We start from the raw sequence: 26646 nt of genomic DNA, 5'->3' as shown, positions 1-26646 counted from the left end.
ACACACTCGTGGCTGAAGTAACTGACTGCGCCGCCATTGTCCTGGCAGCAGGCGCAGGTACCCGCATGAAATCCTCAACCCAAAAGACGTTGCATGAGATTGGCGGGAGGTCACTTCTCTGCCACGCCCTCCACGCAGCCGCAGGTCTGAACCCGGAGCACCTTGTGGTCGTCGTAGGCCACCAGCGTGACCAGGTTTCCCCCGCTGTTGATGCCATCGCCGAGGAACTGGATTGCGCAGTATCCCAGGCGGTCCAGGAGGAGCAGAACGGTACCGGCCACGCCGTGCAGTGCGGCTTGAGCGCCCTGCCGGACTTTAACGGCACCGTCATCGTGACTAACGGTGACGTTCCACTTCTGCGCCCGGAGACTTTGCGCCAGCTGCAGGAGACCCATACCGGCGAGGGCAATGCCGTAACAGTGCTGTCCATGACTTTGGAGGATCCCACCGGTTACGGCCGCGTGCTGCGCGCCGAAGATGGATCCGTCACCGCCATTGTGGAGCAGAAGGACGCCTCCGAGGAGCAGCGCACGGTGCGCGAGGTCAACTCCGGCGTCTTTGCGTTCGACGGTGCCGTGCTTCGCGACGCTTTGACGAAGCTCAACTCCGATAACGCCCAAGGCGAGCTCTACATCACCGATGTGCTGAAGATCGCCCGCGAAGACGGCCACCGCGTCGGCGCGCACGTTGCTGCCGATCCGGAGGAGCTCTCCGGAGTGAACGACCGCGTGCAATTGGCCGCGGCCGGTCGCCTGCTCAACCGCCGCGTGGTCGAGGAAGCCATGCGCGGCGGCGCCACCATCGTTGATCCCGACACCACCTGGATCGGCGTCAACGTGACCATTGGCCAGGATGTCACCATTCACCCCAACACCCAGCTGTGGGGTGCCACGACCATCGCCGATGGCGCCGAGATCGGCCCCGACACCACCCTGACCAACATGCAGGTTGGCGAAGGCGCACATGTGGTGCGCACGCACGGCTTTGACTCTGTCATTGGCGGCAACGCGCAGATCGGCCCGTTTACCTACATCCGCCCCGGCGTCATCGTGGGTGAAGAGGGCAAGCTGGGCGGCTTCGTCGAGGCAAAGAAGGCACAGATCGGCCGCGGCACCAAGGTGCCTCACCTGACGTATATCGGTGACGCCACCGTGGGCGATTATTCCAACATTGGTGCTTCCTCCGTCTTCGTCAACTACGACGGCGTCAACAAGCACCACACCACCATCGGCAGCCACGTGCGCACCGGCTCGGACACCATGTTCATTGCCCCCGTCACCGTCGGTGATGGCGCTTACTCCGGTGCGGGTACAGTGATTAAGGACGACGTTCCTGCGGGAGCGCTCGCGGTCTCCGGCGGCAAGCAGCGCAACATCGAAGGTTGGGTGCAAAAGAAGCGTCCGGGTACGCCGGCAGCAGAAGCCGCCGGCAAGGCACAGGACGCCGAGGCTGACGAATAGACCACTAACTAACGACAAGTAAAGGGATATCTACCTATGACTGGCAAGGTTACCGGCAGCAGCAAGAACATGATGCTCTTCACTGGGCGCGCTCACCCAGCGTTGGCTGAGGCTGTGGCCAAGGAGCTCAAGACCGATCTGGTTCCAACCACCGCGCGCGATTTCGCCAACGGTGAGATCTTCATTCGCTTCGAGGAGTCCGTCCGTGGTGCCGACTGCTTCGTGATGCAGTCCCACACCCAGCCGCTCAACAAGTGGTTGGTGGAGCAGCTCATCATGATCGACGCGCTCAAGCGCGGCTCCGCTAAGCGCATCACCGCCATCCTGCCCTTCTACCCATACGCACGCCAAGACAAGAAGCACCTGGGACGCGAGCCTATTTCCGCCCGCCTGGTTGCAGACTTGCTGGCCGCTGCTGGTGCCGACCGCATCGTGTCCGTGGACCTGCACACCGACCAGATTCAGGGCTTCTTCGATGGCCCGGTCGACCACATGCACGCGATGCCGATCTTGGTGGACTACATCAAGTCCAAGTACCCGCTGGACAACCTCGCTGTGGTCTCCCCCGATGCTGGCCGCGTGAAGGTGGCGGAGAAGTGGGCGCACGAGCTTGGCGACGCCCCGCTCTCCTTCGTTCACAAGACCCGCTCCACTACCGAGGCCAACAAGACGGTGTCCAACCGCGTCGTCGGTGACGTCGAGGGCAAGGACTGCATCCTGCTCGATGACATGATTGATACCGGCGGCACCATCGCGGGCGCTGTCCGCGTGCTCAAGGAAGCCGGCGCCAAGTCCGTGGTTATTGCGTGTACCCACGGTGTCTTCTCCGACCCGGCCCGCGAGCGCCTGTCCGAGTGCGGTGCTGTCGAGGTCATCACGACCGATACCCTGCCGCAGTCCACCGAGGGCTGGGACAACCTCACGGTCCTGTCCATCGCCCCGCTGCTGGCTCGCACCATCCACGAGATCTTCGAGAACGGTTCCGTGACTACCCTCTTCGAGACTCACTAGATTTGGTTCTGCGACAACGCTGCTGCTAAAATCTTGTGCGTCTCGGCGAGGGAGAAATCCGTTATCGACGCGATAGCACAAGTTAAGCAGTGAATCTTGTATTAAGCCTGCGATGACTCGTCCAAGACGTCCATCGGCAGGCTTTTGTCGTATCTACACGGTTCTTCATGAGCCCTTGCCGCACAACGATACTTTAAGGAGATTTACTTATGGCTTCTGAGCGCCCCGTATTGAAGGCTGAAGTCCGTTCCGAGTTCGGCAAGGGCTTCGCTCGCCGTCTGCGCGCTGCAGGCAAGATCCCGGGCGTCGTCTACGGCCACGCCGTCGACGTTCTGCACTTCGCGGTTGACCGCCTGGAAATGACCGCACTGGTCCGTAACCACGGCGTCAACGCCGTGTTCGAGCTGGAGCTCGAGGGCGAGCAGCACCTGGTCATGGTCAAGCACATTGACCAGAACGTCCTGACCTTCAACATCGACCACATCGACCTGCTCTCCATTAAGCGTGGCGAGAAGGTTGAGGTCGAGGTTCCGGTTGTCCTCGAGGGCGAGCCGGCTCCGGGCCTCATGTCCATCCAGGATGCCGACGTCCTCCTCGTCGAGGCAGACGTGCTCAACATTCCGGAAGAGATCGTCGTGTCCATCGAGGGTCTCGAGGACGGCACCGTTGTCACCGCTGGCGAGGTTTCCCTGCCGGAGGGCACCACCCTTGCTGCCGAGGAAGACACCGTCATCGTCTCCATCTCCGAGCCGGAGGTTGATGAGGACGTCGAGGCTGCCGCTGAGGCTGCTGAGGAAGGCGGCGCCGAGTCCGCCGACGAGTCCGCTTCCGAGGAGAAGAAGGACGAGGAGTAAACCTCCCCTCACCTATCTAACGCACCGCGCCTGCCCCCAGCTTTCTGGGGACGGGCGCGGTTCGCCGTTTTCGCCCCTACGCTGTTTAGAATGGGCAGCGTGACTCAATCTTCTTTCCTCGTCGTGGGGCTGGGCAACCCCGGCCCGAAGTACGCCGGCACCCGCCACAACATCGGCTTTGACGTGGCTGATGAGCTGGCCCGTGAGCTGTTCGCTTCCTTTTCCGTTCATAAGAAGACAAACACCGATATAGCCGAAGCGCGGCGTGGGGACACCAAGGTGATCGTCGCCAAGCCGCGCAGCTTCATGAACCTATCCGGCGGACCCATCAAGGCCCTCGCCCAATACTTCAACGTTCCTCATGATCACATCATCGTTGTCCACGATGAGCTGGAGCTCGACTTCGCCACCATCAAGCGACGCCTCGGCGGCGGAGACCACGGCCACAATGGCCTGCGCTCCACCACGAAGTCTTTGGGCACCAAGGACTATCAGCGGCTTTCGGTGGGCATCGGCCGCCCACCTGGACGCATGGACCCAGCCGCGTTTGTTCTCAAGCCATGGAGCAAACAGGAAACCCAAGAGATTCCCATCATCTGTGCTGATGCGGTCGATGAGATTCTTCGCGCGTTAGACTAGCCGGCATGAAGCTCGCTACTCTTCGCACCAGTTTTGGCACCTGCGCTATCCGCATCGATGGCCCCAACGTGGGCACGGAGCTGGATTATGAAGATGTAGGAGAATTACTTAGTAGTCCCGACTGGCGCAAGGCCGCACAGCTTTCTGGCGAGCCCGTGGTTTTCGACGATGCCGACTTGGCTCCCGTCGTCCCGAACCCGGGCAAGATTATCTGCGTCGGTGTTAACTACGCCAAGCATGCCCGGGAAATGGGGCGCGAACTTCCCACGCAGCCCACGCTCTTCATCAAATTTCCAGAAGCCCTGACAGGCCCCTTCGATGACGTCTATGTCCCGGACTATGCCACGAAGAAGCTGGACTATGAAGGAGAGCTCGCCGTGGTCATTGGGCGCCGCGCCCATCGCGTTCCGGTAGCGGAGGCACTCGGGCACGTGGCTGGCTATGCCATCATGAATGACTACACTTTGCGCGATTATCAGCGCGCTACCACGCAGTTCCACGCCGGTAAATCCTTCTACCGCACCGCCGGCTTCGGACCGTGGTTGACCACGACTGATGAATGGGCCCCGGGCAAGGCCGCGCGGCTAGTCACGACCGTCGATGGTGAAGTCCGCCAGGACGATAACACCGATGACCTCATCTTCTCCGTGGCCGAGCTCATCGCCTTCTGTTCCTCCCTCTACCCTCTCAATCCAGGCGATGTTATTGCCACCGGCACCCCGGAAGGCGTGGGCTTCGCGCGCGGCGAGGAAGCACTGCTTGGCGACGGCTCCCGCACCCGCATCAGTATCGAAGGGCTCGGCGCGATTGAGAACACCACGCGCTTCGGCGAACCTCCCGCTGCCGGGGGCTGCGGCGAAGGCTGTATCTGTCACGGCCGTTAACATTCAGCCGTATCCAGGATCTTCAGCGAAAACTGACAGGTTTCGTTAGGGTGGGGCACCACACGTGCCCGACTGACCAAGGAGGATGAGCCTCAATGACTCTTTGCTCCCGCTTCACCGCCGCCGGCCTCGCACTATGCGCCAGCACCGCGCTGGTTGCGTGCTCTTCAGATAAAGAGGCCGATCCCGCCCCGACGCCGACTCCCGCGTCTGTGGAAACCGTGACGGAAACAGCCGTTGCAACTGGCGCGGACCAGGGCGATGTTGATGACGACGATGACCGCGATGACGACGCCCAGCTGCCTGCAGACACGGCTGCTGCCGGGGACGCCGGAAATGCAGAGAATTCCGGGAAGCTCACCGGCGATGACGCATTCGAGAAAGCTTTAGCCCATGCCGGCGTTGATGCCCAGGCCGTCACGGAGAAGGAAGTCGACTACGACGATGGTGATGACGGCAAGGGCCCGCACTGGGAGATTGAATTCAAGGCTAATGGCCAGGAACATGAACTCGACGTCGACGCCGCCAGCGGCGCGGTGACGCAACACGAGGTTGACTAAATACCTCCCAATTCGCCCCACTTACCTAACCCCCGCGGTTAGGTATTTTCCCAGCTAAGCGGTAAATTTAGAGGTATGAGTTCACAGTCTAAGAAGTCTGCCACCAAGCCGCCGAAGCTAGATAAGCAAGCCTATGAGGACGAGCTCAAGCGCCTCCAAGCAGAGCTCGTCGAGATGCAGCAGTGGGTCGTTGAGACCGGCGCCCGCGTGGTCATCATCATGGAAGGCCGCGACGCCGCCGGCAAGGGTTCCGCCATCAAGCGCATTACGCAGTACCTCAACCCGCGTACCTGCCGCATCGAGGCGCTGCCGAAGCCCACCGACCGCGAGGCGGGCCAGTGGTATTTCCAGCGCTACATTGAGAAGCTGCCCACCGCCGGCGAGATCGTCATCTTCGACCGTTCCTGGTACAACCGCGCCGGCGTGGAGCGTGTCATGGGCTTCTGCTCCCAGCAAGAATACGTGCGCTTCCTTCACCAGGCTCCGCTGCTGGAGCACATGCTCATCGAGGATGGCGTCATCCTTCTTAAGTACTGGTTCTCCGTTTCTGATGAGGAGCAGCTCGCACGCTTTAAGTCCCGCCGCAACGATCCGCTGCGCCGCTGGAAGCTCTCCCCCATGGACTTGCAGTCCATTACCCGTTGGGAAGACTACTCGCGTGCCAAGGATGAAATGTTCGTCCACACCGATACCCCGTCCTCCCCGTGGTACACCGTGGAATCCGAGGACAAGAAGCGCTCGCGCATCAACGTGATCAACCACATCCTCAAGATGGTTCCGTACCAGCACGTAGAGCAGGATGTTCCTGAGATCCCAGATCGCCCCGAGCTCGAGGCCGAATACGTACGCCCGCCGCGCAATGAATTTGCCTACGTACCAGATGTCGCAGCCGATTTGGAGCGCGACAAGGTCAACGGCAACGGCTCCGGCAAGAAGCAGGGAAAGAAAAAGAAGGGCAAGAAGGACAAGAAAAAGAAGTAGTACTTTCGGCATGTACTACCATGGCCGTCTATGAGCTCTTCCCGCACCGCGCGTACCTTCCTGTCCTCGGTGCATTTGGGGGACGCGCTACTCGCAGGAGTCGCGGGGCTCGTAGCGGCCTTTTATTGTGCCTTGGCGTTTTCCTCTTCCGGAACGGTGGAAGTACTCGAGGCTCTCTTGTCGCTGCTGTTCATACCGTTCTTCCTCGTGTGGCGCTCGAGGCCAATCGTGAGCGCAACAGGATTCCTAGTTCTGCTCCTGGCCTGGGCTGTCATATGGATGAACCAGCTCCCCACCAATAGCGGCCTCACCCCGTGGGCGCTGACCGCCCCCATGGCCGTGTACACCACCTCGCGGTACATCACCCAGAGGCTGGTTCCGCGGGTGGTCCTCCTCATCACCGCACTCGGTACCTTTATCTCCCCCTTCATGTGGCGCATCGACACTGAGACTTACCTTCTGCGCTATGAGGTAGACACACCCTTCCTTGCCATGGTGGTGGCCCATTGGGCAGTGCTGGGCAGCACGTATTTCATCGCTGCCCGGTATTTTGACCGTGATCGCCAACGGGAGATACTAGCCCGCGAGCGCTTCCACCAGGCACAAGAAGAAGAACGCCTCCTCATTGCACGGGAACTGCACGATGTCCTTGCCCATTCCCTCACCCTGATTAAGGTTCAGGCTAATGCAGGCATCGTTGCAGCGAATACGGACTCCGGCGCGGCTGAAGAAGCACTTCTTTCGATCCGCGATAATGCGGATACCGCCCTGCGCGAGGTTCGCGGAATCGTCGCTGCCTTGCGCTCACCCCGACCCACGGCTCTGGAGCCTGCTCAACAACTTGAGCACATCGAAGGAATCCTCGAAGGCTTCCGCGCTGCTGGGCTGAAAGTCGACGCAAACCTCCCAGCTGAATACGCCGTGCCGTCGTTGGTGCAGATGGCATTGGTGCGCATTACCACGGAGGGCTTGACGAATGCTCTGCGCCATCAGGGCGTCGGCACGCATGTCGTGGTTGAGCTTGTACTTGATGACGCCGCCGCGCTCACCCTCACCTCCACCAATCCTCATCCCACGCCAAGCAACGTCGCGGGCAGCGGCGTGGGCTTAGTCGGAGTAGCGGAACGAGCTCGTTCGCTCGGCGGTCGCCTCGACTATTCCGGCGATGCTCATTCCTTTTCCTTGCACGCACAGATACCGATGAAGGAGACCAAGGATGCCACACAGCAGATCTAGAATCCGCGTCTTATTGGCCGATGATCAAGCAATGCTGCTCTCAGCGTTGTCTACCATCCTCACTGCGCAAGAAGACATCGAGGTCGCGGCAACCGCTGCCACTGGGGCGGATGCCGTGGCAGCAGCACTAAGCCACCACATTGATGTGGCTATCCTCGACATTCGCATGCCCGGCATGGACGGCATCGGAGCGGCTCAAGCCATACTCGAGCGCAAGCCCGAGTGCCGCATCATCATGCTCACCACATTCAATGATGAAGAACTCGTGGCGCGGTCCATCTCCGCTGGCGCCCACGGCTTCCTGCTGAAGGATGCCGACCCAGAGGTTCTTGTGACCGCCGTTCGCAACGTGGCGCAAGGAGAATCGGTGCTGGCCGCCGGGGTAACCGGCCCAGTGCTGGAGGCTTATCGCTCGGCGCTGACGCGCGAAAACCTCAGCGCCCAGGAACGCCAAGGACTCAGTCTTGTAACACGCCGCGAGATGGAAGTGCTTTCGCTCATCGCGCGTGGTGCTACAAATGCGGAGATAGCCGCCGACATGGTCATCGCAGAAACCACGGTGAAAACTCACGTCTCCGCGCTCATGTCTAAACTCGCCGCACGTGACCGAGTGGCCCTCGTTCTCTTAGCGCAGCGTGCTGGGGTTGCCTAAGCTCCTACCACGGTAGGAGGTCTGCTCGCTGAAGACCATCATGCAGGCGGATTCCTTTATGATGAGCCCCGGCGATACTGCATTTTATGAATTGCGATATCTCTTTTGAGCACATCTCGAAGTCTTTTGGTCGGCAACGAGTCCTCGATGATGTTTCCTTCCGCATCTCCCCGGGCCGCGTGCATGCGCTCCTCGGGCGCAACGGAGCAGGAAAGTCGACGCTCTTCTCCATCCTCTTAGGTCTCCTGCCGCCCGACTCGGGCTCCATCAACGTGGCGGGCCAACCATGGAGCCGCAATGTACTTCGCCGCATTGGTGCCTCAGTGAACGGGCCAGCCTTTTATGGCCATCTGTCTGCCTCGGCGAATCTTCGCGTTCACGCTCGACTTCTAGGCCTTCCTGATTCCGAGATTGACCGGGGTCTCTCCATCGCAGGGCTCAACGGCGTTGGCTCCAAGAAGGCGAAATCCTTTTCCACTGGTATGAAAGCCCGCCTGGCGTTAGCGCAAGCTCTCCTCGGCAATCCAGAGGTACTTGTTCTTGATGAGCCCCAGAATGGCCTCGATCCCCAAGGCATCATGGAGTTGCGAGAGCTACTACAACAACTAGCCGCGGCTGGGCACACCGTTATCGTCAGCTCCCACCAGCTTGGAGAGGTCCTGCACCTTGCCCATGACATCACCGTCTTGGCCGAGGGTACGATTCGCTATTCCGGTTCCCTGCACGAGCTAGCTCCACGTGGTCAGTTGGAGGAAGAATTCTTCCGACTTACCTCACCGAGCCACCCCTCCCAAGCGCCTACCAACCGGGAAGGAGAGTCACGTGCCTAAGCACACTACTGCCCCTCGCCCGAGTTACCTTTCAGCAGAACTACTGCGCAGCCGTGGAAGCGCCTTACAGTGGTTGCCTTTGCTGGCGCTACCGCTGGTCATCATGACAATCATTTTCTCCTCAATGGCCTCAGCACGCACTGATGCCACGGGCGTCTTGGCTTGGCAATCCTTGTTTGTTACCGGCATGTATTCCCCTCTTACTGGGCTGTTCGCTGCCATTCCAGAACGCCGCGAGACCATCACTCGCAGCGGCGGAACGCAATGGAGAAACCTCAACCCGCGTCTCGAGAATGCTGCCCGCTTTATCGTTGTCATTGTCAGCCTTGCGGTCTTCCATATTCTGAACTTTGGTGTTTCTTGGTTCGTTGTCGCTGCCCAGGGGCGGGAGAATCATGAACTTATCCTCGTAGCTGGGCTCTACTCCTTCCTTGGCGCGCTTGGCATTGCCGGGCTTTCCGCTGCCTGTGCCCGCCGACTGGGCTTCGGCTTAACGCTGGTAGCCGCGGCCCTATGGCAAATAATCAGCATCCTTCCGTGCACTGTCGAATCAGGCAGGTGGTGGGCCTTTCCCCCAGCATGGCCGCAACGATTGCTTCTGCGCGCATTGCGTATTCACCAGAACTCGGTGCCTCTTGAACCACAAGACCCACTTCTCACCAGCAGTCCACTACCGGCTTTCATATTGTGCGTCATCCTCGCCGTTCTCGGAGCATTAGCCGCAGTCTACACGCCGCGACGATACCGGCCAATGTTCTCGCTGCGACACCGTTTCGCGCGTTCCACAACGGCCCAGACTGATGCCGACGTTGCTAATACCACCATGGAAGAAGCCCAAGTATGGCAGCCAACGAGACACCCCCGTGCGGCGGCACAGTCCTCGCTGTGGTCCACGTTGCTAGGACTCCACCGTGCAGCTTTTAGCCCAGCGGTGTTCTCTTGCTTGATGCTCAGCATTCTGGCGCTAGGCTTTGTCGCCCTGCAATATCCCGCTAACTACGTCGAAGGTTTCTTTCACTACTTTCTGCTTCCGGTCGGCGCAGGTATCTTGCCGGTCCTCGTTTGGCCCCGTGTAGCTGATTCATGGCCGTTGGTCCATATGGAAACACGGTTCGGCACATCCGGGATTCTCCTCTGGTTCCTGTGTGTCATCCTGGCGGTATGCGCTGCCGCATACCTGGCCAGTGCGCTCGCAGGTGGCGATGTCGCGGCCCAGCTTCCGGCATTTCCCCTTACGGTTGGGGTGGGCTTTGCCATCGCGGCAGTATCACTCATCCTGGTGGTTCGCCTCGGCATTGTAAGCGCTATCGCCCTCAGCATCGTGGGGACTATCGTCTCCGTCACCTTAGGCGGCGACGTCTTGGCAGATACCGGTCTGTGGATACTCGCCTTCCCTGCTTGGCCCTTAGTTGCGTACTCGTCTCTGCGCTACGCCATCGCCATGACGCTGACTGTGGTGCTCTGTGCGGCTGCCGCGTTGCTCGCACGGCGTCTGCTCCACACGCGTGCGCTGTCTCCCCGCTAAAACTGACGAATCTGACAAAAGCAGTCTAGATTTTTCGATCTTGGCCCGTACTTTTGGCAGATCGGGCAGTTGCGCGTTTGAAGCATCCTGGCAAAGCTAGGTCGCAGACCGAGCAGGAGCCTAAAACAGCGAAACACCGCCCACGCCATGCAGCGAGGGCGGTGTTAGGTTTCCTAGCTCTTAGAGCTCAGAGACGTCAACGCGCTTCGGGTACACCACCGGGCGAGCGCCGGCGATTTCCTCGACGATGCGGATGACCTGGTTGGAGTAACCGAACTCGTTGTCGTACCACACGTAGAGCACGAGGTGCTTGCCGGAGGAGATGGTGGCGAGGCCATCGACCACACCAGCGTGGGTGGAGCCCACGAAGTCGGAGGACACAACCTCCGGGGAGGCGATGTAAGAGATCTGCTGGCGCAGGTCGGAGTGCAGGGAGACGTTGCGCAGGAAGTCGTTGACCTCGTCGCGGTCAGCTTCCTTCTCCAGCTCGAGGTTGAGCACAGCCATGGACACGTCCGGGGTGGGAACGCGGATGGCGTTGCCGGTGAGCTTGCCCTCAAACTCCGGCAGAGCCTTGGACACGGCCTTGGCTGCACCGGTTTCCGTGAGCACCATGTTCAGGCCGGCTGCGCGGCCGCGGCGGTCACCCTTGTGGAAGTTATCGATGAGGTTCTGGTCATTGGTGAAGGAGTGTGCGGTCTCCACGTGGCCGTGAACCACGCCGTAGCGGTCGTTGATGACCTTGAGCACCGGGGTAATGCCATTGGTGGTGCAGGATGCTGCGGAGAGGATCTGGTCGGAATCCTCGATATCGCCGTGGTTGATGCCGTAGACGATGTTCTTCAGATCGCCCTTACCCGGTGCGGTCAGCAGCACGCGAGCCACACCCTTGGACTGCAGGTGCTGGGACAGGCCCTCGCGGTCGCGCCAGACACCGGTATTGTCCACGACGATGGCGTTGTCGATGCCGTACTTGGTGTAGTCGATCTCCGCCGGGTTGTTGGCGTAGATCATCTGAATCTTGGTGCCGTTGGCCCAGATGACCTCATTCTCCTCGTCGACGGCGATGGTGCCGTTGAAAGCACCGTGTACGGAGTCACGACGCAGGAGCGAGGCGCGCTTGAAGATGTCAATGTCGCCCTTCTTGCGCACGACGATAGCGCGCAGGCGCACGCCGCCGTAGGCAGCTTCGCGGGCGATGAGGATGCGGGCTAGGAGGCGGCCGATGCGGCCGAAGCCGTAAAGAACGACGTCGGTGGATTCCTTGTCAACACCAGCGCCGACGAGATCCACGAGGGTCTCCTCGAGGTAGTTGCGCAGGTTATCGGAGCCGGATTCCTCGAAGCCAGTGGCCAGGCGGCCCAAGTCGATGGAAGCGGTGCCCAGGTTCATCGAGCACAGTTCCTTGAGGATGGGCAGGGTCTCTGCGGTGGAAAGCTCACGCTCAGCGATGCGGCGGGCGTAGCGGTGCGCCTTGATGATGTCGATATCGGTCACACCGATGAGCAGGCGGCCGTAGATAGAGGTGACAACGTTGTTATTGCGGTGCAGCTGGTGGATGAGCGGGATCATCTCTTGGGCCAGCTCCAGGCGCTCGTTCCAATCCTCGTGCCCAATGTGCGCGTTCGAAGTCACGTACTTTGTATCCTTTACTCGTCAAAAAGGGTGTAAAACTATGTCCATTCGTAAATCTTAACCCCTATTCATGCCCGTTTGGGTGTAGTTGCGCGAGGATCTCCGCCACACTACCCCCGCCGATTTTCTCCACGTCGACGCCCACGAGGCAATAGTCCACGTCGGCGTCGAGCTGCGCACGACGCGGTTTCAGCAACGCGTTGAGATAGGGGTAGACCAAAGGCAGGTCCGGGTGTACCCGTGTGTAGGCAGTCTCCAGCCCGCGGGCGTAGCGCCCGGAGAACGCGCGGGTCGACACCGTCCGGCCGCCGCGGCGCAGAAGGCCACGGTTGTGCTCACTCGTTCCGGCTTCATCGGACAGCAAGAAGGCAGAGCCACAGCTGACTGCCTCTACCCCCGGCCACGCCAAGGCCTCGGCGACATCCTCCGCGGTGCGCAGCCCACCCGCGGCAATGAGCGGAATGCCCGTGACTTGATGCACCGCCGCAACAAGTTCTTTGAGCGGGCGCGGATCGGGTTCCGCACTCGGGTCCCACACTCCGCGGTGTCCCCCGGCTTCAGGCCCTTGCACACACAACACATCGACGCCTCGCGCGGCCGCAGCCTGCGCCTCCTCAGGGGTAGTGACCGTGGTCCACGCCTCTGCCCCAGCGGCGTGTATGCGCGCTACGTCCGCCTCCTCAAACACCCCGAACATCGACCACAGCACCGCTGCCCCACCATCTAGTGCGGCGTCGAGCTTGTCCTGCCATCCGAAGTCCAGGGGGACGTCGCCAAGCACGGCGTCCTCTTCTGCGGCAAGGGACCGTGCAGCCGCGAGCTCCGATTCTGTCAGCTCCCTCTGCGGATAAAAGAGGTTGACGCCGAAGCGCGTGTCGGCGCACGCAGCGATGGCCTCCCGCGCGGCGTCTACTGAAGAGCTCCCCAGGCCCAGCGTGCCAAAGGAACCGGCGGCCTCAGCGGCGGCAACCAGTTCAGGCGTGGTGGGCCCACCGGCCATCGGGGCAGGTAGGACGGGACAGGTGATAGCCTCAAGAAGTTGACTCATGGTCCCCCAGCCTAAAGAAAAACCATCAAGGGAGTTGTTGTGTCCGCCATCCGTGACTTTTTCACCCGCCTCTTTGGCAGCGCTGAGGCTGCGCCGAAGAAGACGAAAAAGGCAGTCACCCCTGGACTAAATCCAGCCGATTTAAGCGCTAAGTGGCTCATCGTAGGCTTAGGCAATCCCGGCGCGAAATACGCCGCGACCCGTCACAACGTGGGGTACATGGCGGTGGATGATCTCCTCGCCGAATCTGGCGACATGCTTGAACCCGTCACCGGGCACCAGCTCAGCGTCGCACAGCTCGAGCTCGGGGGCACGAAGGTCGTGGCTTTGCGTTCACACACCTACATGAATCTCTCCGGCGATCCCATCGCACCCTTGGCCGCGCAGTTGGGGGTTGCGGCAGAAAACATCATCGTCATCCATGACGAGCTCGACCTACCCGCCGGCAAGGTGCGCATTAAGAAGGGCGGCAACGAGAATGGCCATAACGGTTTGAAGTCGCTGAGCGAGCGCTTGGGCACGCGCGATTACCTGCGTGTGCGTGTGGGTATCGGGCGCCCGCCCAAGGGTGGCTCCATCCCGGACTGGGTGCTCGCGCCTGTCGACGCCAGCGCTGAGCTCGATTCCACCATCGCTACCGCCGCCGAGGCTGCACGCCTCATCGTGGCTGAGGGCCTCAACAAGGCCCAGCAGGAAATCCATTCCCGGTCGAAATAAACCCCGGCGCGGCCGCGCTCAACGCCCTACACTGTCCAAGTATGAGCCGCGCGAGCAAGAACCTGCCTTCTAATCATGACCCTCGAACAATTGTCATTACCGGTGCTTCGAGCGGGGTGGGCGCGGCCGCTGCCCGCATCCTTCACCAGCGCCGCCCGCAGGATTCGCTCGTGCTCGTGGGCCGGAACCCGGAAAAGACGCAGGCCGTAGCCGAAGAAGTTGGTGCGGCCTTTCACGTGGCCAACTACGAGTCTTTGGGCCAAGTTCGCCGTCTCGCGGAAGAGCTAAGCCAGTACTCGCAGATCGATGCCTTGGGCAATAACGCCGGCGGCATGTTCGACGGCCCCTTCGCCACCGCCGATGGCTTCGAGCGCACGTGGCAGATCAACGTTGTGGCGCCTTTTCTTCTGACCTCTTTATTGCGCGATACCCTGCGGGCCAGCGATGCCACCGTGGTGCAGACCGCCTCTTTGGCCAACGTCCTGTATTCCGCTTTCGATCCCGGTGACCCAAACACCTTTGAAAAATTCACCGCGGAGCGCGCTTACGGCAATGCCAAGTTGGGCGATATTCTTCTGACCCGCTACCTCGACTCGCACGGTCTGACCTCCGTGGCCTTCCACCCGGGCGTGTTGAATACTGGCTTCGGGCAGAACTCAACGAGTAGGACGAGCAAGCTGTATTCGACCACTGCAGCCAAGCATTTCTTGGGCAAGGCGGACAAGGGCGGCGAGAACCTTGCTTATTTCCTCAGCGGCACTCCGGGCATCCATTTCAATTCCGGCGAGTACTACAACAACAAGCGCAAGCCAGGCCTGCAGAGGCCGATTGCGAAGAAGCTCTCGGTGGCGCGGCGCGTCTTCGATGATTTGGGCCGCCAGCTCAATGTGGAGTGGTAACAGCCAGCGGCTAAACTAGCCCGCATGAGTATTGCCTCCGAAGCTTCCCGCCGCCGCACATTCGCTGTCATCGCCCACCCGGATGCTGGTAAGTCCACGCTGACGGAGGCGCTGGCACTTCACGCGCACGTCATCAACGAAGCTGGCGCGGTGCACGGCAAGGGCAACCGCAAGTCCACGGTCTCTGACTGGATGGAGATGGAGAAGGAACGCGGCATTTCCGTGGCCTCCTCGGCCCTGCAGTTCGAGTACGCGCCCGAGGGTCACGAGGGCGAGCCCTACATGATCAACCTGGTGGACACCCCGGGCCACGCGGACTTTTCGGAGGATACCTACCGCGTGCTCACGGCGGTGGATGCTGCCGTCATGCTTATCGACGCCGCCAAGGGCCTCGAGCCCCAGACCCTCAAGCTGTTTCGCGTGTGTAAGGCCCGCGGCCTGCCTATCATCACGGTGATCAACAAGTGGGACCGCGTGGGACGGGAGCCGCTGGAGCTTGTCGACGAAATCGTCAACGAAATCCAGCTGCAGCCCACCCCGCTGTACTGGCCGGTGGGTATTGCCGGCGACTTCCGCGGCTTGGCCCACATCAACGATGACGGCGAGGCCGATGAATACGTGCACTTCCTGCGCACCGCCGGCGGTTCCACCATCGCCCCGGAGGAGCACTACGCGCCCGAGGATGCAGCCGCGAAGGAAGAGGACGCCTGGGAGACAGCCGTGGAGGAAGCAGAGCTGCTGGCAGCCGATGGCGCTCTGCACGACCAGGAGCTCTTCGAGCAGTGTGTTACCTCCCCGCTCATCTTCGCCTCCGCGATGCTGAACTTCGGCGTGCACCAGATCCTGGATACGCTGTGCGCCATCGCCCCGGCTCCGCGCTCGCGCGAGTCAGATCCCCAGGCCATCGAGGCCGCTACCTCCGCCATCGACGAGGTACGTGAGGTCACCGATGACTTCGCGGGCGTCATCTTCAAGGTGCAGGCGGGCATGGACCGCAAGCACCGCGATAACTTGGCCTTCATGCGCGTGGTCTCCGGCGAGTTTGAGCGCGGTATGCAGGTCAACCATGCGCAGTCTGGGCGCAGCTTCTCCACTAAGTACGCCCTGACGGTCTTCGGCCGCACGCGTGACACCGTGGACACGGCGTACCCGGGTGACATTGTGGGCTTGGTCAATGCCGGTTCCTTGGCACCAGGTGACACGATTTACACGGGCAAGAAGGTGCAGTTCAAGCCCATGCCGCAGTTCGCGCCGGAGGCATTCCGCATCCTGCGCGCGAAGTCTTTGGGTGATTACAAAGCCTTCCGCAAGGGCTTGGACCAGCTGGCTGCGGAAGGCGTGGTCCAGATTCTGCGCAACGATACGCGTGGCGATGCCGCCCCGGTCATGGCTGCGGTGGGCCCCATGCAGTTCGAGGTCATGCAGGCTCGCATGGAGGTCGAGTACAACGTGGAGACCATCACCGAGCCCATCCCCTACTCGGTGGCCCGCCGTACCGACGCCGAATCCGCGCCCGAACTGGGCCGCCAGCGCGGCGTAGAGATCTTTACCCGCAGCGACGGCGAGCTCATCGCGCTCTTTGGTGATAAGTGGAAGCTGGCCTTCATTGAGAAGGAGCACCCGGAGCTGACCATCGAAACGCTCGTGGCGGATTAGACCGTGAGCATCAACGGAATGACCACGATTTTGACTATCTGCGCCACCACAATGGTGGCCGCGTAGCCAGTCATAATACGGGAATCCGTGCTGATTCCTGTGGCGTAGTCGACCACGGCAGGCTGGCCAAAGATGCCGGAAACGCCGCCCGCGGTGCGGGTTTCTGACTGGCCAAGGAACCTGTTAGCCACAGCGAAGAGGACGACGACAACCACGGTAATGATGGCGGCGAGAGCCATGCATTTCAGGCCCATCCAGGAGAATGCCGTGGACTGGAAAGCCTCACTCGAGGCCAAGCCCACCGAAGCCAGGAAGATAACCAGGCCCCATTGCTGAAGAGCCAGATTGATTGAAGCCGGAACCTTCCAGGGCACGCGGCGCGTGCGGTGGAGAGCGCCAAGAACAAGGCCGGTAATCAGTGGCCCCAGCGCGAAGCCCAGCTCAAAGGACGTACCACCCGGCAATGGCACCACGATGAGCGCAATGAGGTAGCCCAAGAACAGGCCACCTCCCACTGCGATCCAGTTCAGCTGCGAGTAGCCCTGAACCGAGTCACCGAAATAATCGCGAATATCGCCCATACGATCCTGATCCACGATCACCGTCACACGGTCACCGGCATCAAGGTGCGTATCGAAGCTAGCGAGGAACTCCTCATCACCGCGCTCCACATGGATAATGCGGCCACCATAACGCCGGAAAAGATTGAGCTCCTCCACGGTTCGTCCCGCAATATCGGTGTTCGAGACCACCACGTTTTCAATGACCAAGCGCTTGTCCACGAAGGGTACTTGGGGCTGGCGTTTACCCAAGGCGGCGGTAAGCTCGCGCCTCTTCGCCTTCGTCACGAGCACGCGCAGGATATCGCCCTTGCGAATCTCTGGATGGTCCCCCGCCACGGTGCGGGTATTGCCGCGGCGAATCGTGGCGATAACGAACTGATCCTCGAATCGCTCCACCAGTTCGTCGTAGGTGATGTCCTTAGTTACCCGAATAGTCCGGGAACGGAAGACCTCCTCCGCGGAATTGTCCTTATCCTTACTGCCCGGCCAGGACTGCTTGAGCAGGAAGGCCACGAGCAGAATGGCGACGGCCACGCCCACCGGATAGCCCAAGGAGTAGCCCACGGCTGGCAGTTCCTCGCCCGTTTGCTGTTGCGCCACAGCAAGCGATGCCGTCGAGGTCGTCGCACCGGAGAACACGCCCACGGAGAGCAAGGGCGACAGTCCCAGCCAGCCGCCCGCGAGAAGTGCCACGGCGGCAGCACCCACTACCGCTATCGCGGCAGTAATCATGTGCTTCAGCTGCTCAGAGAAGCCTTTGAAGAAGCGCTCGCCGGCAGACAAGCCCTGCATATAGATGAAGAGGCCAAGGCCCATCTCCTGCAGGCTGCTGAGGATCGTGCCGTCGAGATCGATAAAGGCGCCGATGGCCAATCCCACGAACAAGGTGCCGGCTGCGCCGAAGCGCAGCGGGCCAAAAGGAATCATGCCAAATAACGTGCCGAGCAAAGCAATAAAGAAAATGCTCAGCCAAATATTTCCATCAAATAGTGCCAACACGGGAAATCATTGTAAGAAAACACTCAGAAAACTCCATGCATGGGTCCGCTTCTCCTCCCTAGAGGAGGCGCGACTCACACCGTGTTGGCAAAAGTGAGTCGCGCACGACCCCGCTGAGCTCACTAGCTGCTGAGGAATTCCTTCCACGCCGGCCATTCGGCATAGGTCTGCGCGCGCCCAGCCTCATAGTTGGAGCGCAGCTTTGTCACAGAACGCTCAGTCGATGCCACCTGCATATCCTCCGGGAAGAAAAGCTGTGCGCTCCCCTCCTTTTCCAGCTCCAGAAGCCGGTCCTTGGAGGCGTTGTACCGGGCCGGCCGAGCAATCATCGCCTCCGCTACGGCAGGGTACTTTCGGAAGATTCGTCGCAGCGCCGCCGGCCGCCCCACCTCAGGCCGCACGTAGCCACGCGGTTTCGACCCCAGGAACAGGAACTTCTCAAACCCGGCCTTCTCCGCCTGCTCGATGAGGATGCCGCCGGATTCCCCCATGGCGCCGTCGACATACGGCGCACCGTCGATGACGCGCATCGGCATGATCAACGGCAGCGTCGAGGAGGCGCGCACACGCACCATCAGGTCTTCCTGCGTCTTGATGTCTTCACGCCCCCAATACACGCTCTCCCCCGTATCTGCGCGCGCGGCGGAAATGCACACCTGCGCCGGGTTAGCGTCAAAGGCTTCCCAGTCAAAGGGCATGTCCTGGTCCGCAGCCTTCTCGTAGATGAACTCCGCATTGAAGTAGCCGCTACCGCGCAACAGTGAGCCCAGGCCGCCGAAGCTGGGGTTCTTGGCAAAGTCCACGAAGGATTCCTCGGAGCGAACCACATCGCGGGAAAGGAAGTTCACGGTGTGCGAGGAGCCCGCGGACACGCCTCCGACCCAGCCGAATTCCACCTCCTCCTTTAGGAGCTTGACGATGCACGCGGCGGTATAGGAATTGCGCATACCGCCGCCTTCAATGACGAGTGCTGTATCTTTCGCGTCAATCACACTGCACGATGGTACCCCCGCGCTAGGATCGCGCCATGAGTTTGTTTTCCGCGGTAAAGGATATCGTCGATAAGCTCGGCGGCTCCCCCACCGTCCGCTTGGCCTCCCCGGATCCCCACGCCGTCGAGGTCTCCGTAGACCACCTGTCCGTCCACACGGCCGGCGGCCTCATCATCCTGGTTACCTCCCCAGCCGGCGCACAGGTACTCAGTGAGGTGGCGCGCTCCGGCGAGCCCGCGCGCTTAAGTGACTCTAAGACCACGGTGCATCTTTCCCCCACGACGAAGGCACAGCGTCCGGTCCATGATCCCAAGCGGGGCTGGGCCATCCCGCTATCCCCTGCGGAACGGGACATGCTGGCCCAGATCAGCGCCACGCCCGGCGATTATGAAGTCTCCGAGTCGCTTGCGGTCTCCATCGAAACCACCCCTGAAGAAAGCTAGCCTGCCATGCTCATCCTTCCCTTCCAAGGACGCACTCCCCGCATCCACCGCAGCGCCTGGATCGCCCCGAATGCCACCATCATCGGTGACGTCACCATCGGCCCTGACTCCTCCGTGTTTTATGGCTCCGTGCTGCGCGGGGACGTTGGTTCCATCCGTCTAGGCGCCCGCGTCAATATCCAGGACAACTGCGTCATCCACGTTGAATCCACCGAGCCGTGTGTGCTGAAGGATGATGTCACCGTGGGCCACATGGCCATGCTCCACGGCACGCGGGTGGGTGCGGGCACGCTCGTCGGGATGAAAGCCACCTTGCTCTCCGGCTCCACCGTGGGCCCTGGCTCTCTCATCGCCGCCGGCGCGGTGGTGCTCGAAGGCCAGGACATTCCCGCCGGCACACTAGCCGCCGGGGTTCCAGCCAAGGTGCGGCGCGAGCTGAGCCCTGAGGAATCCGCCGCCTTCATACCGCACGCCGCGCGCTACGTCGAAATTTCAAAAAATCAGGCGCTGCTTGGCGACGCCCTCCCTCTCGACGCCGTCCTCTACGACTAGCAGTCGCAACTGCCGTTGTTGCCAAAACTCCCGAGCCTGCCGCACGATCTGGCCAGAATTTTGGCAACTAGGGCAGTTCCACCACCGCGAAGCTAGGACAGCTGCCGAGTCGCCTTGAAGGCAAGCCCCTAAAGCAGAGCGAAGATGCCCATGACCACCAGGAAAGCGGCCACGCCGTAGCCGCTCCACAATGCCACGGTGGTGGAGTTCTCCCGGGCCCACGCAAAGGCGCGTCCGGCCCAGGACTGTGGCTTCGCCCGCACCAGGGCGATGAATAATCCGCACACCGTCGGCAGCGAGAGCGCAAACGTGGCGTAGAAAAAGAGGCCACCGTACTTAACGGTATTGCTAAAGTCCCCGGCCGCTAGGTGCATCAGGCCATAGAAAAAGGGCACGGAGGTCAAGGACTGGATAACGCCCATGGCATAGCCCACCACAACGGTCTTATCCGAAGGAGTGCGCAGCGGGCCGAGCAGTTTCTGCACCATATCGTTGGGTTCGCCCTGGGAGCGCCAGGCTAGAAGTCCCAGAGCAAGGCCAATGACTACCAGCCCCCACCCCAGCAGAGGCGATTCCAAGGCCGCGGCAACCTTGTCCTGGATACCGACGAAGATGAACATCACCACGGCGGCTGCGGTGAGCACGCCAAACCAGTCACCAACGATGACGAGGGCCGCAATCTTGCGGTAGCTGCCCCGCGGAAGCATGATGCCGATGGCCACCAAGATTCCGATCAATAAGGCGTTGACGGAATCGGCAAAGGCATTGAGCACGGCTTCAAGCATGCGCGCCAGTGTACAGGGCGCCCTTCCAGAACTTGCTCTGGGCACCTGGCCTTCAGCGCCCTGCGCCAGGCCTCGGCATAAAGGTTTAGCCTGAGGAAACATTCACTCACTGTTTACCGTTAAGGGCCCTCATGTGAAGGCCGTAAACGGTAAGGTATTGAAAAGTGCTTGCCGCCGCGACGGGTTTCTCCCCCATCGCGGCGGCGCCATAGCTCATGCCCCCGACAGTGATGTGGAGAGATAAGTAATGAAGGTAGCGATTCTCGGCGGAGACGGCTTCTGCGGTTGGCCCGCTTCCCTTTATCTCTCCGACCGAGGCCATGACGTCATCATCGTGGATAACCTCTCCCGGCGCGCCATCGATGAGGAGTTGGGCGCGGAATCCTTAACACCCATCGCCTCCATTGAGGAACGACTTGCCGCGTGGACCGAGGTCTCCGGCAAGACCATCGGCTTCCGCAACCTCGACGTGGCCCAAGACTACGACGGCTTGTTGGAGTTCCTCAACACTGAGCGCCCGGATGCCGTGGTGCACTTCGCTGAGCAGCGCGCCGCGCCCTATTCCATGAAGAATTCGCGCACCAAGCGCTACACGGTGGATAACAACATCAACGCCACCCACAACCTACTCGCCGCCATCGTGGAATCTGAGCAGGATATCCACGTCGCGCACTTAGGCACCATGGGTGTCTACGGCTACGGCACCGCCGGAATGAAGATCCCGGAGGGCTACCTGGACGTGCAGGTGGATGCGGGTGAGGGGGGCGTCGTCAAGCAGCAGATCCTGTACCCCTCCAACCCGGGCTCGGTCTATCACATGACGAAGGTGCTGGACCAGCACCTGTTTGCCTACTACGCCAAGAATGATGAACTGCGCATCACCGATCTACACCAGGGCATCATTTGGGGCACGCACACGGAGCAGACCCAGAAGGACGAGCGCCTGATCAACCGCTTTGATTATGACGGCGACTACGGCACAGTGCTCAACCGCTTCCTCATCCAGGCTGGCATCAGCTACCCACTGACCGTGCACGGCACCGGTGGCCAGACCCGTGCCTTTATCCACATCCGGGACATGGTGCGCTGCATCGAGCTAGCGCTGGAGAACCCTCCGGAACGCGGCGAGCGCGTCAAGATCATCAACCAGATGACGGAAACCCACCGTGTGCGTGACCTGGCAGAACTGCTGGCGAAGATCTCTGGTGCGGAAGTGGCCTACGTGCCGAACCCGCGCAAGGAATCCGCGGAAAATGAACTCCACGTCACCAACGACACCTTCCTCAACCTGGGGTTGGAACCCACCACGTTGTCTGAAGGGCTGCTGCATGAGGTCGAAGAAGTCGCGCGCAAGTACGCTAACCGCGCTGACCGCTCCAAGATTCCGGCGCAATCGCTGTGGACGCGCCAGCAGCACGCCGGCGTCCCTTCTACGGAGGCTTAAGGCCACGTGCGCATCGCAATCGTTACCGAGGTCTTCCTGCCCAAGATCGACGGCGTGGTCACGCGCCTAACGCGCACTCTGGACCAGCTGGCCGCGATGGGCCACGAGGTGCGGATCTTTGCCACGGGCAAGGCCCCTGCAACCTACGCCGGCTTCGAGGTCACCCGCATTCCCAGTTTGTCGCTGTGGGTCTACCCGGAGATTAAATTCGGCTTGCCCTCGTGGAGGTTCTTTAAGGAAATCAGGGATTTCGATCCCGATGTCATCCACGCGGTCAATCCCATTTGGACAGCGGCTCTCGGCGTCTTTGCTGCGCAGCGCGATGCCGTGCCTCTTGTGGCCAGCTTCCACACCAACGTGCCTGAATACGTCGATGCCCTGGGCATCGGGTGGACCCGCCCGTTGACTGAGGCCGCGCTGAAGTACCTGCACAACCAGGCAGCTGTGAACCTCTGCACCTCAGGCCCCATGGTGGATAAGGCTCGGGAGGTGGGGATCCACAACGTGCACCTGTGGCCCAAGGCTGTCGATACGCAGGCCTACCACCCCAGCCGCGCCACCGCGCAGATGCGCGAACGCCTCACCGGTGGTAACCCGGACTCCCCGCTGGTGACCTATATCGGGAGGGTCTCCAAGGAAAAGGACTTGGAGCGCCTCGATCACGTGATGCAGCTGGTTCGGGCAGAGCTTGGTGACGCCCGCCTTGCCGTCGTCGGCGATGGCCCTGCGCTGGAGGAGCTCAAGGCCAACTTCGATCCTTCGCGCACGGTGTTCACCGGTTACTTGTCCGGCGAGGAGCTCGCCGCTGCCTTCGCTGTCGGAGATGTCTTCCTCTTCCCCTCCGCCACGGAGACACTGGGCCTTGTGGCGCTGGAATCCTTCGCCTCGGGTGTGCCGGTCATCGGCACGAATGCCGGCGGTATTCCCTTCGTCATTGAGGAGGGCGTTACAGGACATCTCATCGAACCCGATGCCGATGATGAGGCCTGGGCCAGCGCTACCGTCAATCTTCTTCGTGACGCCACTCGTCGGGAGACGATGGGTGCTGCCGCCCGCCGCGAAGCCGAAAAGTATTCCTGGGTAGAATCCACCCAAGCCCTCCTTCAGGCCTATGAGGAGGCTATCGAGCATCCCTTCTTCAGGGAATAAATCCAAGTCAAGGAGCACTAATGGACTCAGCCCAGGACCTGTACTCCGCTGGCGCCTTCATTCAAGCCGGCATCGACGCCGCGTTCTCCTCACGCTTGGGCGACGTGCGCGACGTCGAGGTGAACTTTGCATCTTCCGACTCCGAGCCCGCCACCGATCAGCGCGCAGTGGTGCGTTTTACTACCGCCTCTGGGACCTATGATTTCGATGGCCTGCGCCTAGCCACAATCCAGGATGGCCTCTTGCACTGGGCTACGGGGTTGACGGAACACGCGCCGCAACCGGAGTTCCACGGCCCGCAGCCCGATTCCGCCCTGCTCCGCGGCTTGGCGCGGCGGCTGGTGGGTGACCGCCCAGTCATCCGCGTCCCGCAGGGCGAGGGCGAGGCGCTCGTCGCCGTTGACTTCGCGGAGATCCACCCCGATCCCCGTGTCAGCATCCTGGCCGGGCTTGAGCATTCGGGGGATATTGAGGGAGGCGTCGACGAACGCCTGGCCACCGCCGAGCTCGCCTCCTATGTGGGCGTGGCACCAGATGGTGTACAAGGCCTCGCACACTTCCACGGCACCCGGATCACGGCTCTCCCCCGTCCCTCGGGCCGCGGCGGGCTTAGCGCACGCGATGTGCTGGCCGACGCCCACTTTATGGCCACCGAGCACAATTTCTTCCTGGAGGCCCGATTCCCCAACCTGTGGGCTGACCTTGACCCTGACACGTCGCGCACCGTGGTGAACTCCGATTATGGTTCGCTTACGGTTCCCTCCCATCTCATCGCCACCCTCAACGCCACAACGAACACCTTTACGTGGGCATGGGCTGACGAGCTCTCCGGATCCATGTCCGCCCACGCCGCGGCGAACCTGCGCCGCTTCGGATATGACAATGCCATCCCCGAGCTGATTCGCGCCCGCGTACCCATCCCCGAGGCACGCTCTCTGCGCTTGCCGCAGCTAGCCATGCCAATTCTGGGGCTGTGGACCCTGCTGCCAGTGCAGCTACCCGACGGCCGTCAAGGGCTGGCGTTATCCGACGCCCCCGCGTTTCACCTGCCCGCGCCATCACGGGCCGCCGCGCAGGCCACGCTCAATGTTGCGGTGCCGGCGGGAGTGGATGAGCAACGGGCGCGCGCCGCATACCAGCGAGCACGCCCTATATAACCGCTAGGAGCTCAGCACCGCGCGGAATTCTTCGACGTCAACGTCCTCCGTGGTCGCCGGGTTAAACGCTGCGTCCTGGGTCTTGTCCACCAGTACCGCACGCACGCCTTCGGAAAAGTCGGGGCGGCGGTACATGTACATGCCCAGTTTGAGTTCTAGCAGGAGCGCCTCACGGATATCGTCGACAGCGGCTTCCGCCTCATAGAGCTCATTGGCCGCGATGATGGCGGCTGGGCACGCGGCTGCCATGAGGCGACGCACCTCGCCGGCGATCTGCGGGCGCTTGTCCAGCTCCGCGGAAATCTCCTCCCACGTAGGCAGCGCGAAGGTCTCCTCCAGGTCTTGAGCCACCTGCTCGAGCGGTGCTGGCTGCTGTGGCGCGGGTAGGGCCAGCTCTTCCAGTGCGGCATCAATACCGCGCTCGATAGCGGCTTCAATCAGCTCGGCTGCATCCTTGACCACGTGGGTTGCCACGCCCGTCCACAGCATGTCCGCGGCATACATGCGGTACCCGCTCAGACCCCAAAACTTTGCCAAACCCGGCGAGGCTACACCGCGGGTGCCCACCATGCGCTGGGCCGCATAGGCTACTCCGACGTCCGTGACGTAGCCGATATTCATCTCCGGCATCGAAGCGAAGGCCTTTTCCGTCACCACGCGGTGCGAACCGTGCAGGGAAATGCCCAATCCACCGCCCATGACGACGCCGTCGATGACGGCGATGTAGGGCTTCGGAAACTCGGCGATATCGCCGTTGGTGAGGTACTCGCTGGCGAAGAAGGCATCAACCTCGTCCAGCTTGCCTTCCGCGATTCCCTCCCGCGCGTGGCGCACGTCGCCGCCTGCGCAGAATGCCTTGGGACTATTGGAGTAAATAAGGACCTGCTCGATGTCGTCATCCTGTGCCCACGCTTCGAGGGAGCGGCGGATGATGTCAATCATGTCCGGGTTCAAAGAGTTCAGGGCCTTCGGCCGGTTGAGTTCGAGGACTCCTGTGTGGTTGCGCACGGAAACGAGTACTGGATCAGTCGTAGTCATGCGCACCAGTGTTCCATATCACAAAAGTTTCAGCCACCTATTTCTTGGCGCTACGTTGGACATGGTTCCCTGCCTCTAGCCCAACACTTTTAGATTGGTGTGACTTACTTGCTCCCACAACTTGTTGCCCTTGATATGGACGGCACGCTCCTCGACGCGCATGGCCAACTCCCTGCAGACTTTTCGGTGCTCCAGGACCTGGCCACTGCCCGCGGCTGCGAGCTGGTTCCGGCCTCGGGGCGCCAACTGGCCACCTTGAAGGACATGTTCCCGAAAGGCGAAACGTTTATCGCCGAAAACGGCTCGGTCATCATGCGCGGCGGTGAGATCATCGCGGCATTCCCGCTTGCGGAATCCACCGTGCACGCGGCACGAGAGGCTGCTGCGGCCATCGGCGTGGAACATACCGTAGTTCTATGTTCCCCGGAGACCGCCTACGTTGCACGGGATGTGTCAGACGCGGCACGTACAGAGATTGCAAAGTACTACAAGGCGGTCACTTGGGTCGATGACTTGGATGCAGTGCCGGATAGCAACATCATCAAGATTGCTATCTTCTGCGAATCTGGTTCTGAGGCGCACATTTACGATCCCATCGTCCGCGCCGTCCCGGAGGACAATGTCGCCGTATCCGGCAAGGTCTGGCTCGATGTGATGGCCCGCGGCGTGGAAAAAGGTACGGCGCTAACTAAGCTCGCTGAGCTCGCCGGTATTCCGATCGCAGCCACTGTGGCCTTCGGTGACTACCTCAATGATTTCGAGATGCTACGCGCCGCCGGGACGGCTGTGGCCATGGAAAACGCGCATCCTCAGCTGAAGGAAATCGCAGATATCATCGCCCCGGCCAATACCGACAACGGGGTTAGCACCGTACTACGCCAGCTTTTGCGCACCTAACACGCTCCCCCGCAGCCTTGCCCGAGTAGCCTCCACGCAC

Annotated in this window: 26 protein-coding genes; 20 read left to right on the top strand and 6 right to left on the bottom strand. The window is 61.3% G+C overall.

The genetic code is table 11. From position 1 onward, the window contains the following. The first annotated feature begins 8 nt into the window (after positions 1-8). The 11 genes from glmU (at position 9) to HMPREF2822_RS03195 (ending at position 10632) form a co-directional block, all read left to right on the top strand. Positions 9-1460, top strand: coding sequence for a bifunctional UDP-N-acetylglucosamine diphosphorylase/glucosamine-1-phosphate N-acetyltransferase GlmU (gene glmU, locus HMPREF2822_RS03245; protein ID WP_070520872.1), 1452 nt, complete (start codon positions 9-11; stop codon positions 1458-1460). Between the two features lie 36 nt (positions 1461-1496). Further along, positions 1497-2471 carry a ribose-phosphate diphosphokinase gene (locus tag HMPREF2822_RS03240; protein WP_070520869.1) on the top strand — a complete coding sequence of 325 codons (975 nt, stop codon included), beginning with the start codon at positions 1497-1499 and terminating at the stop codon, positions 2469-2471. A 209-nt stretch (positions 2472-2680) separates the two neighbouring features. Beyond that, on the top strand, positions 2681-3325 hold the full coding sequence (locus tag HMPREF2822_RS03235; RefSeq protein ID WP_070520867.1) for a 50S ribosomal protein L25/general stress protein Ctc: 645 nt from the start codon (positions 2681-2683) through the stop codon (positions 3323-3325). 90 nt (positions 3326-3415) lie between these two features. After that, the gene (gene pth / locus HMPREF2822_RS03230; RefSeq protein WP_070520864.1) at positions 3416-3964 is read left to right on the top strand and encodes an aminoacyl-tRNA hydrolase; all 549 of its coding nucleotides are present in this window, start codon (positions 3416-3418) and stop codon (positions 3962-3964) included. 5 nt (positions 3965-3969) lie between these two features. Then, positions 3970-4848 (top strand): fumarylacetoacetate hydrolase family protein, encoded by an 879-nt coding sequence (locus HMPREF2822_RS03225; RefSeq protein WP_070520861.1) that lies wholly within the window; start codon positions 3970-3972, stop codon positions 4846-4848. A gap of 95 nt (positions 4849-4943) precedes the next feature. After that, positions 4944-5408 carry a PepSY domain-containing protein gene (locus HMPREF2822_RS03220; RefSeq protein WP_232755560.1) on the top strand — a complete coding sequence of 155 codons (465 nt, stop codon included), beginning with the start codon at positions 4944-4946 and terminating at the stop codon, positions 5406-5408. Positions 5409-5483: 75 nt separating this feature from the next. Then, positions 5484-6389 (top strand): polyphosphate kinase 2, encoded by a 906-nt coding sequence (ppk2, locus tag HMPREF2822_RS03215; RefSeq protein ID WP_070447108.1) that lies wholly within the window; start codon positions 5484-5486, stop codon positions 6387-6389. A gap of 30 nt (positions 6390-6419) precedes the next feature. Then, complete coding sequence (locus HMPREF2822_RS03210; RefSeq protein WP_070520859.1) at positions 6420-7625, top strand: sensor histidine kinase; 1206 nt, start codon at positions 6420-6422, stop codon at positions 7623-7625. Then, complete coding sequence (locus HMPREF2822_RS03205; RefSeq protein ID WP_070520856.1) at positions 7606-8277, top strand: response regulator; 672 nt, start codon at positions 7606-7608, stop codon at positions 8275-8277. Before HMPREF2822_RS03210 ends, HMPREF2822_RS03205 begins: the two co-directional genes overlap by 20 nt. 86 nt (positions 8278-8363) lie before the next feature. Further along, positions 8364-9107: an ATP-binding cassette domain-containing protein gene (locus tag HMPREF2822_RS03200; protein ID WP_070520853.1), complete on the top strand. Its 744-nt coding sequence runs from the start codon at positions 8364-8366 to the stop codon at positions 9105-9107. Further along, positions 9100-10632 (top strand): ABC-2 family transporter permease, encoded by a 1533-nt coding sequence (locus HMPREF2822_RS03195; RefSeq protein ID WP_083276486.1) that lies wholly within the window; start codon positions 9100-9102, stop codon positions 10630-10632. The genes HMPREF2822_RS03200 and HMPREF2822_RS03195 overlap by 8 nt, the downstream gene beginning before the upstream one ends. A gap of 180 nt (positions 10633-10812) precedes the next feature. On the opposite strand, the gene HMPREF2822_RS03190 is transcribed toward HMPREF2822_RS03195, so the two are convergent. Both HMPREF2822_RS03190 and HMPREF2822_RS03185 read right to left on the bottom strand, forming a co-directional pair. Then, positions 10813-12267, bottom strand: coding sequence for a glyceraldehyde-3-phosphate dehydrogenase (locus HMPREF2822_RS03190; RefSeq protein ID WP_070515896.1), 1455 nt, complete (start codon positions 12265-12267; stop codon positions 10813-10815). A 64-nt stretch (positions 12268-12331) separates the two neighbouring features. Further along, positions 12332-13315 carry a nitronate monooxygenase gene (locus HMPREF2822_RS03185; RefSeq protein ID WP_070520850.1) on the bottom strand — a complete coding sequence of 328 codons (984 nt, stop codon included), beginning with the start codon at positions 13313-13315 and terminating at the stop codon, positions 12332-12334. A 39-nt stretch (positions 13316-13354) separates the two neighbouring features. On the opposite strand from HMPREF2822_RS03185, the gene pth (HMPREF2822_RS03180) reads away from it, so the two are divergent. Genes pth (HMPREF2822_RS03180) through HMPREF2822_RS03170 form a run of 3 tightly spaced genes read left to right on the top strand, consistent with a single transcriptional unit; the run spans position 13355 to position 16587 of the window. Beyond that, positions 13355-14032, top strand: a complete 678-nt coding sequence (gene pth, locus HMPREF2822_RS03180) for an aminoacyl-tRNA hydrolase (protein ID WP_070520848.1) — start codon at positions 13355-13357, stop codon at positions 14030-14032. A 41-nt stretch (positions 14033-14073) separates the two neighbouring features. Continuing rightward, positions 14074-14931 (top strand): SDR family NAD(P)-dependent oxidoreductase, encoded by an 858-nt coding sequence (locus HMPREF2822_RS03175; protein WP_070520845.1) that lies wholly within the window; start codon positions 14074-14076, stop codon positions 14929-14931. A 24-nt stretch (positions 14932-14955) separates the two neighbouring features. Next, positions 14956-16587, top strand: a complete 1632-nt coding sequence (locus HMPREF2822_RS03170; protein ID WP_070520842.1) for a peptide chain release factor 3 — start codon at positions 14956-14958, stop codon at positions 16585-16587. Here the strand turns inward: HMPREF2822_RS03170 and HMPREF2822_RS03165 are convergent. Both HMPREF2822_RS03165 and HMPREF2822_RS03160 read right to left on the bottom strand, forming a co-directional pair. After that, positions 16584-18149: an aspartate-alanine antiporter-like transporter gene (locus HMPREF2822_RS03165; RefSeq protein ID WP_070520839.1), complete on the bottom strand. Its 1566-nt coding sequence runs from the start codon at positions 18147-18149 to the stop codon at positions 16584-16586. The two genes, HMPREF2822_RS03170 and HMPREF2822_RS03165, sit on opposite strands and share 4 nt — an antisense overlap. Positions 18150-18271: 122 nt before the next feature. Further along, entirely contained in the window at positions 18272-19141 is an 870-nt protein-coding gene (locus tag HMPREF2822_RS03160; RefSeq protein ID WP_070520836.1) for a patatin-like phospholipase family protein, read from the bottom strand. Positions 19142-19176: 35 nt separating this feature from the next. Here HMPREF2822_RS03160 and HMPREF2822_RS03155 point away from each other — a divergent pair, with 35 nt between their 5' ends. Continuing rightward, positions 19177-19584 (top strand): hypothetical protein, encoded by a 408-nt coding sequence (locus tag HMPREF2822_RS03155; RefSeq protein ID WP_083306802.1) that lies wholly within the window; start codon positions 19177-19179, stop codon positions 19582-19584. Positions 19585-19590: 6 nt separating this feature from the next. After that, positions 19591-20136, top strand: a complete 546-nt coding sequence (locus tag HMPREF2822_RS03150; RefSeq protein WP_070520833.1) for a gamma carbonic anhydrase family protein — start codon at positions 19591-19593, stop codon at positions 20134-20136. Between the two features lie 128 nt (positions 20137-20264). On the opposite strand, the gene HMPREF2822_RS03145 is transcribed toward HMPREF2822_RS03150, so the two are convergent. Further along, positions 20265-20921 (bottom strand): hypothetical protein, encoded by a 657-nt coding sequence (locus HMPREF2822_RS03145; protein ID WP_070520829.1) that lies wholly within the window; start codon positions 20919-20921, stop codon positions 20265-20267. 247 nt (positions 20922-21168) lie between these two features. Between HMPREF2822_RS03145 and HMPREF2822_RS03140 the strand changes: the two genes are divergently transcribed. The 3 genes from HMPREF2822_RS03140 to HMPREF2822_RS03130 are packed head-to-tail and all read left to right on the top strand — an operon-like array spanning position 21169 to position 24671. Next, the gene (locus HMPREF2822_RS03140; RefSeq protein WP_070520826.1) at positions 21169-22365 is read left to right on the top strand and encodes an NAD-dependent epimerase/dehydratase family protein; all 1197 of its coding nucleotides are present in this window, start codon (positions 21169-21171) and stop codon (positions 22363-22365) included. Positions 22366-22371: 6 nt separating this feature from the next. Continuing rightward, positions 22372-23514 carry a glycosyltransferase family 4 protein gene (locus HMPREF2822_RS03135; RefSeq protein ID WP_070520823.1) on the top strand — a complete coding sequence of 381 codons (1143 nt, stop codon included), beginning with the start codon at positions 22372-22374 and terminating at the stop codon, positions 23512-23514. A gap of 20 nt (positions 23515-23534) precedes the next feature. Beyond that, positions 23535-24671, top strand: coding sequence for a DUF6882 domain-containing protein (locus HMPREF2822_RS03130; protein WP_070520820.1), 1137 nt, complete (start codon positions 23535-23537; stop codon positions 24669-24671). Between the two features lie 3 nt (positions 24672-24674). On the opposite strand, the gene HMPREF2822_RS03125 is transcribed toward HMPREF2822_RS03130, so the two are convergent. After that, entirely contained in the window at positions 24675-25709 is a 1035-nt protein-coding gene (locus tag HMPREF2822_RS03125; RefSeq protein ID WP_070520817.1) for an enoyl-CoA hydratase/isomerase family protein, read from the bottom strand. A 99-nt stretch (positions 25710-25808) separates the two neighbouring features. Between HMPREF2822_RS03125 and HMPREF2822_RS03120 the strand changes: the two genes are divergently transcribed. Further along, positions 25809-26606, top strand: coding sequence for an HAD family hydrolase (locus HMPREF2822_RS03120; protein ID WP_255362880.1), 798 nt, complete (start codon positions 25809-25811; stop codon positions 26604-26606). The last annotated feature ends 40 nt before the right edge of the window (positions 26607-26646 follow it).

It is taken from the genome of Corynebacterium sp. HMSC062E11 (assembly GCF_001811845.1).
Lineage (GTDB): Bacteria > Actinomycetota > Actinomycetes > Mycobacteriales > Mycobacteriaceae > Corynebacterium > Corynebacterium hesseae.
This window is presented reverse-complemented; position numbering and strand designations above follow the sequence as displayed.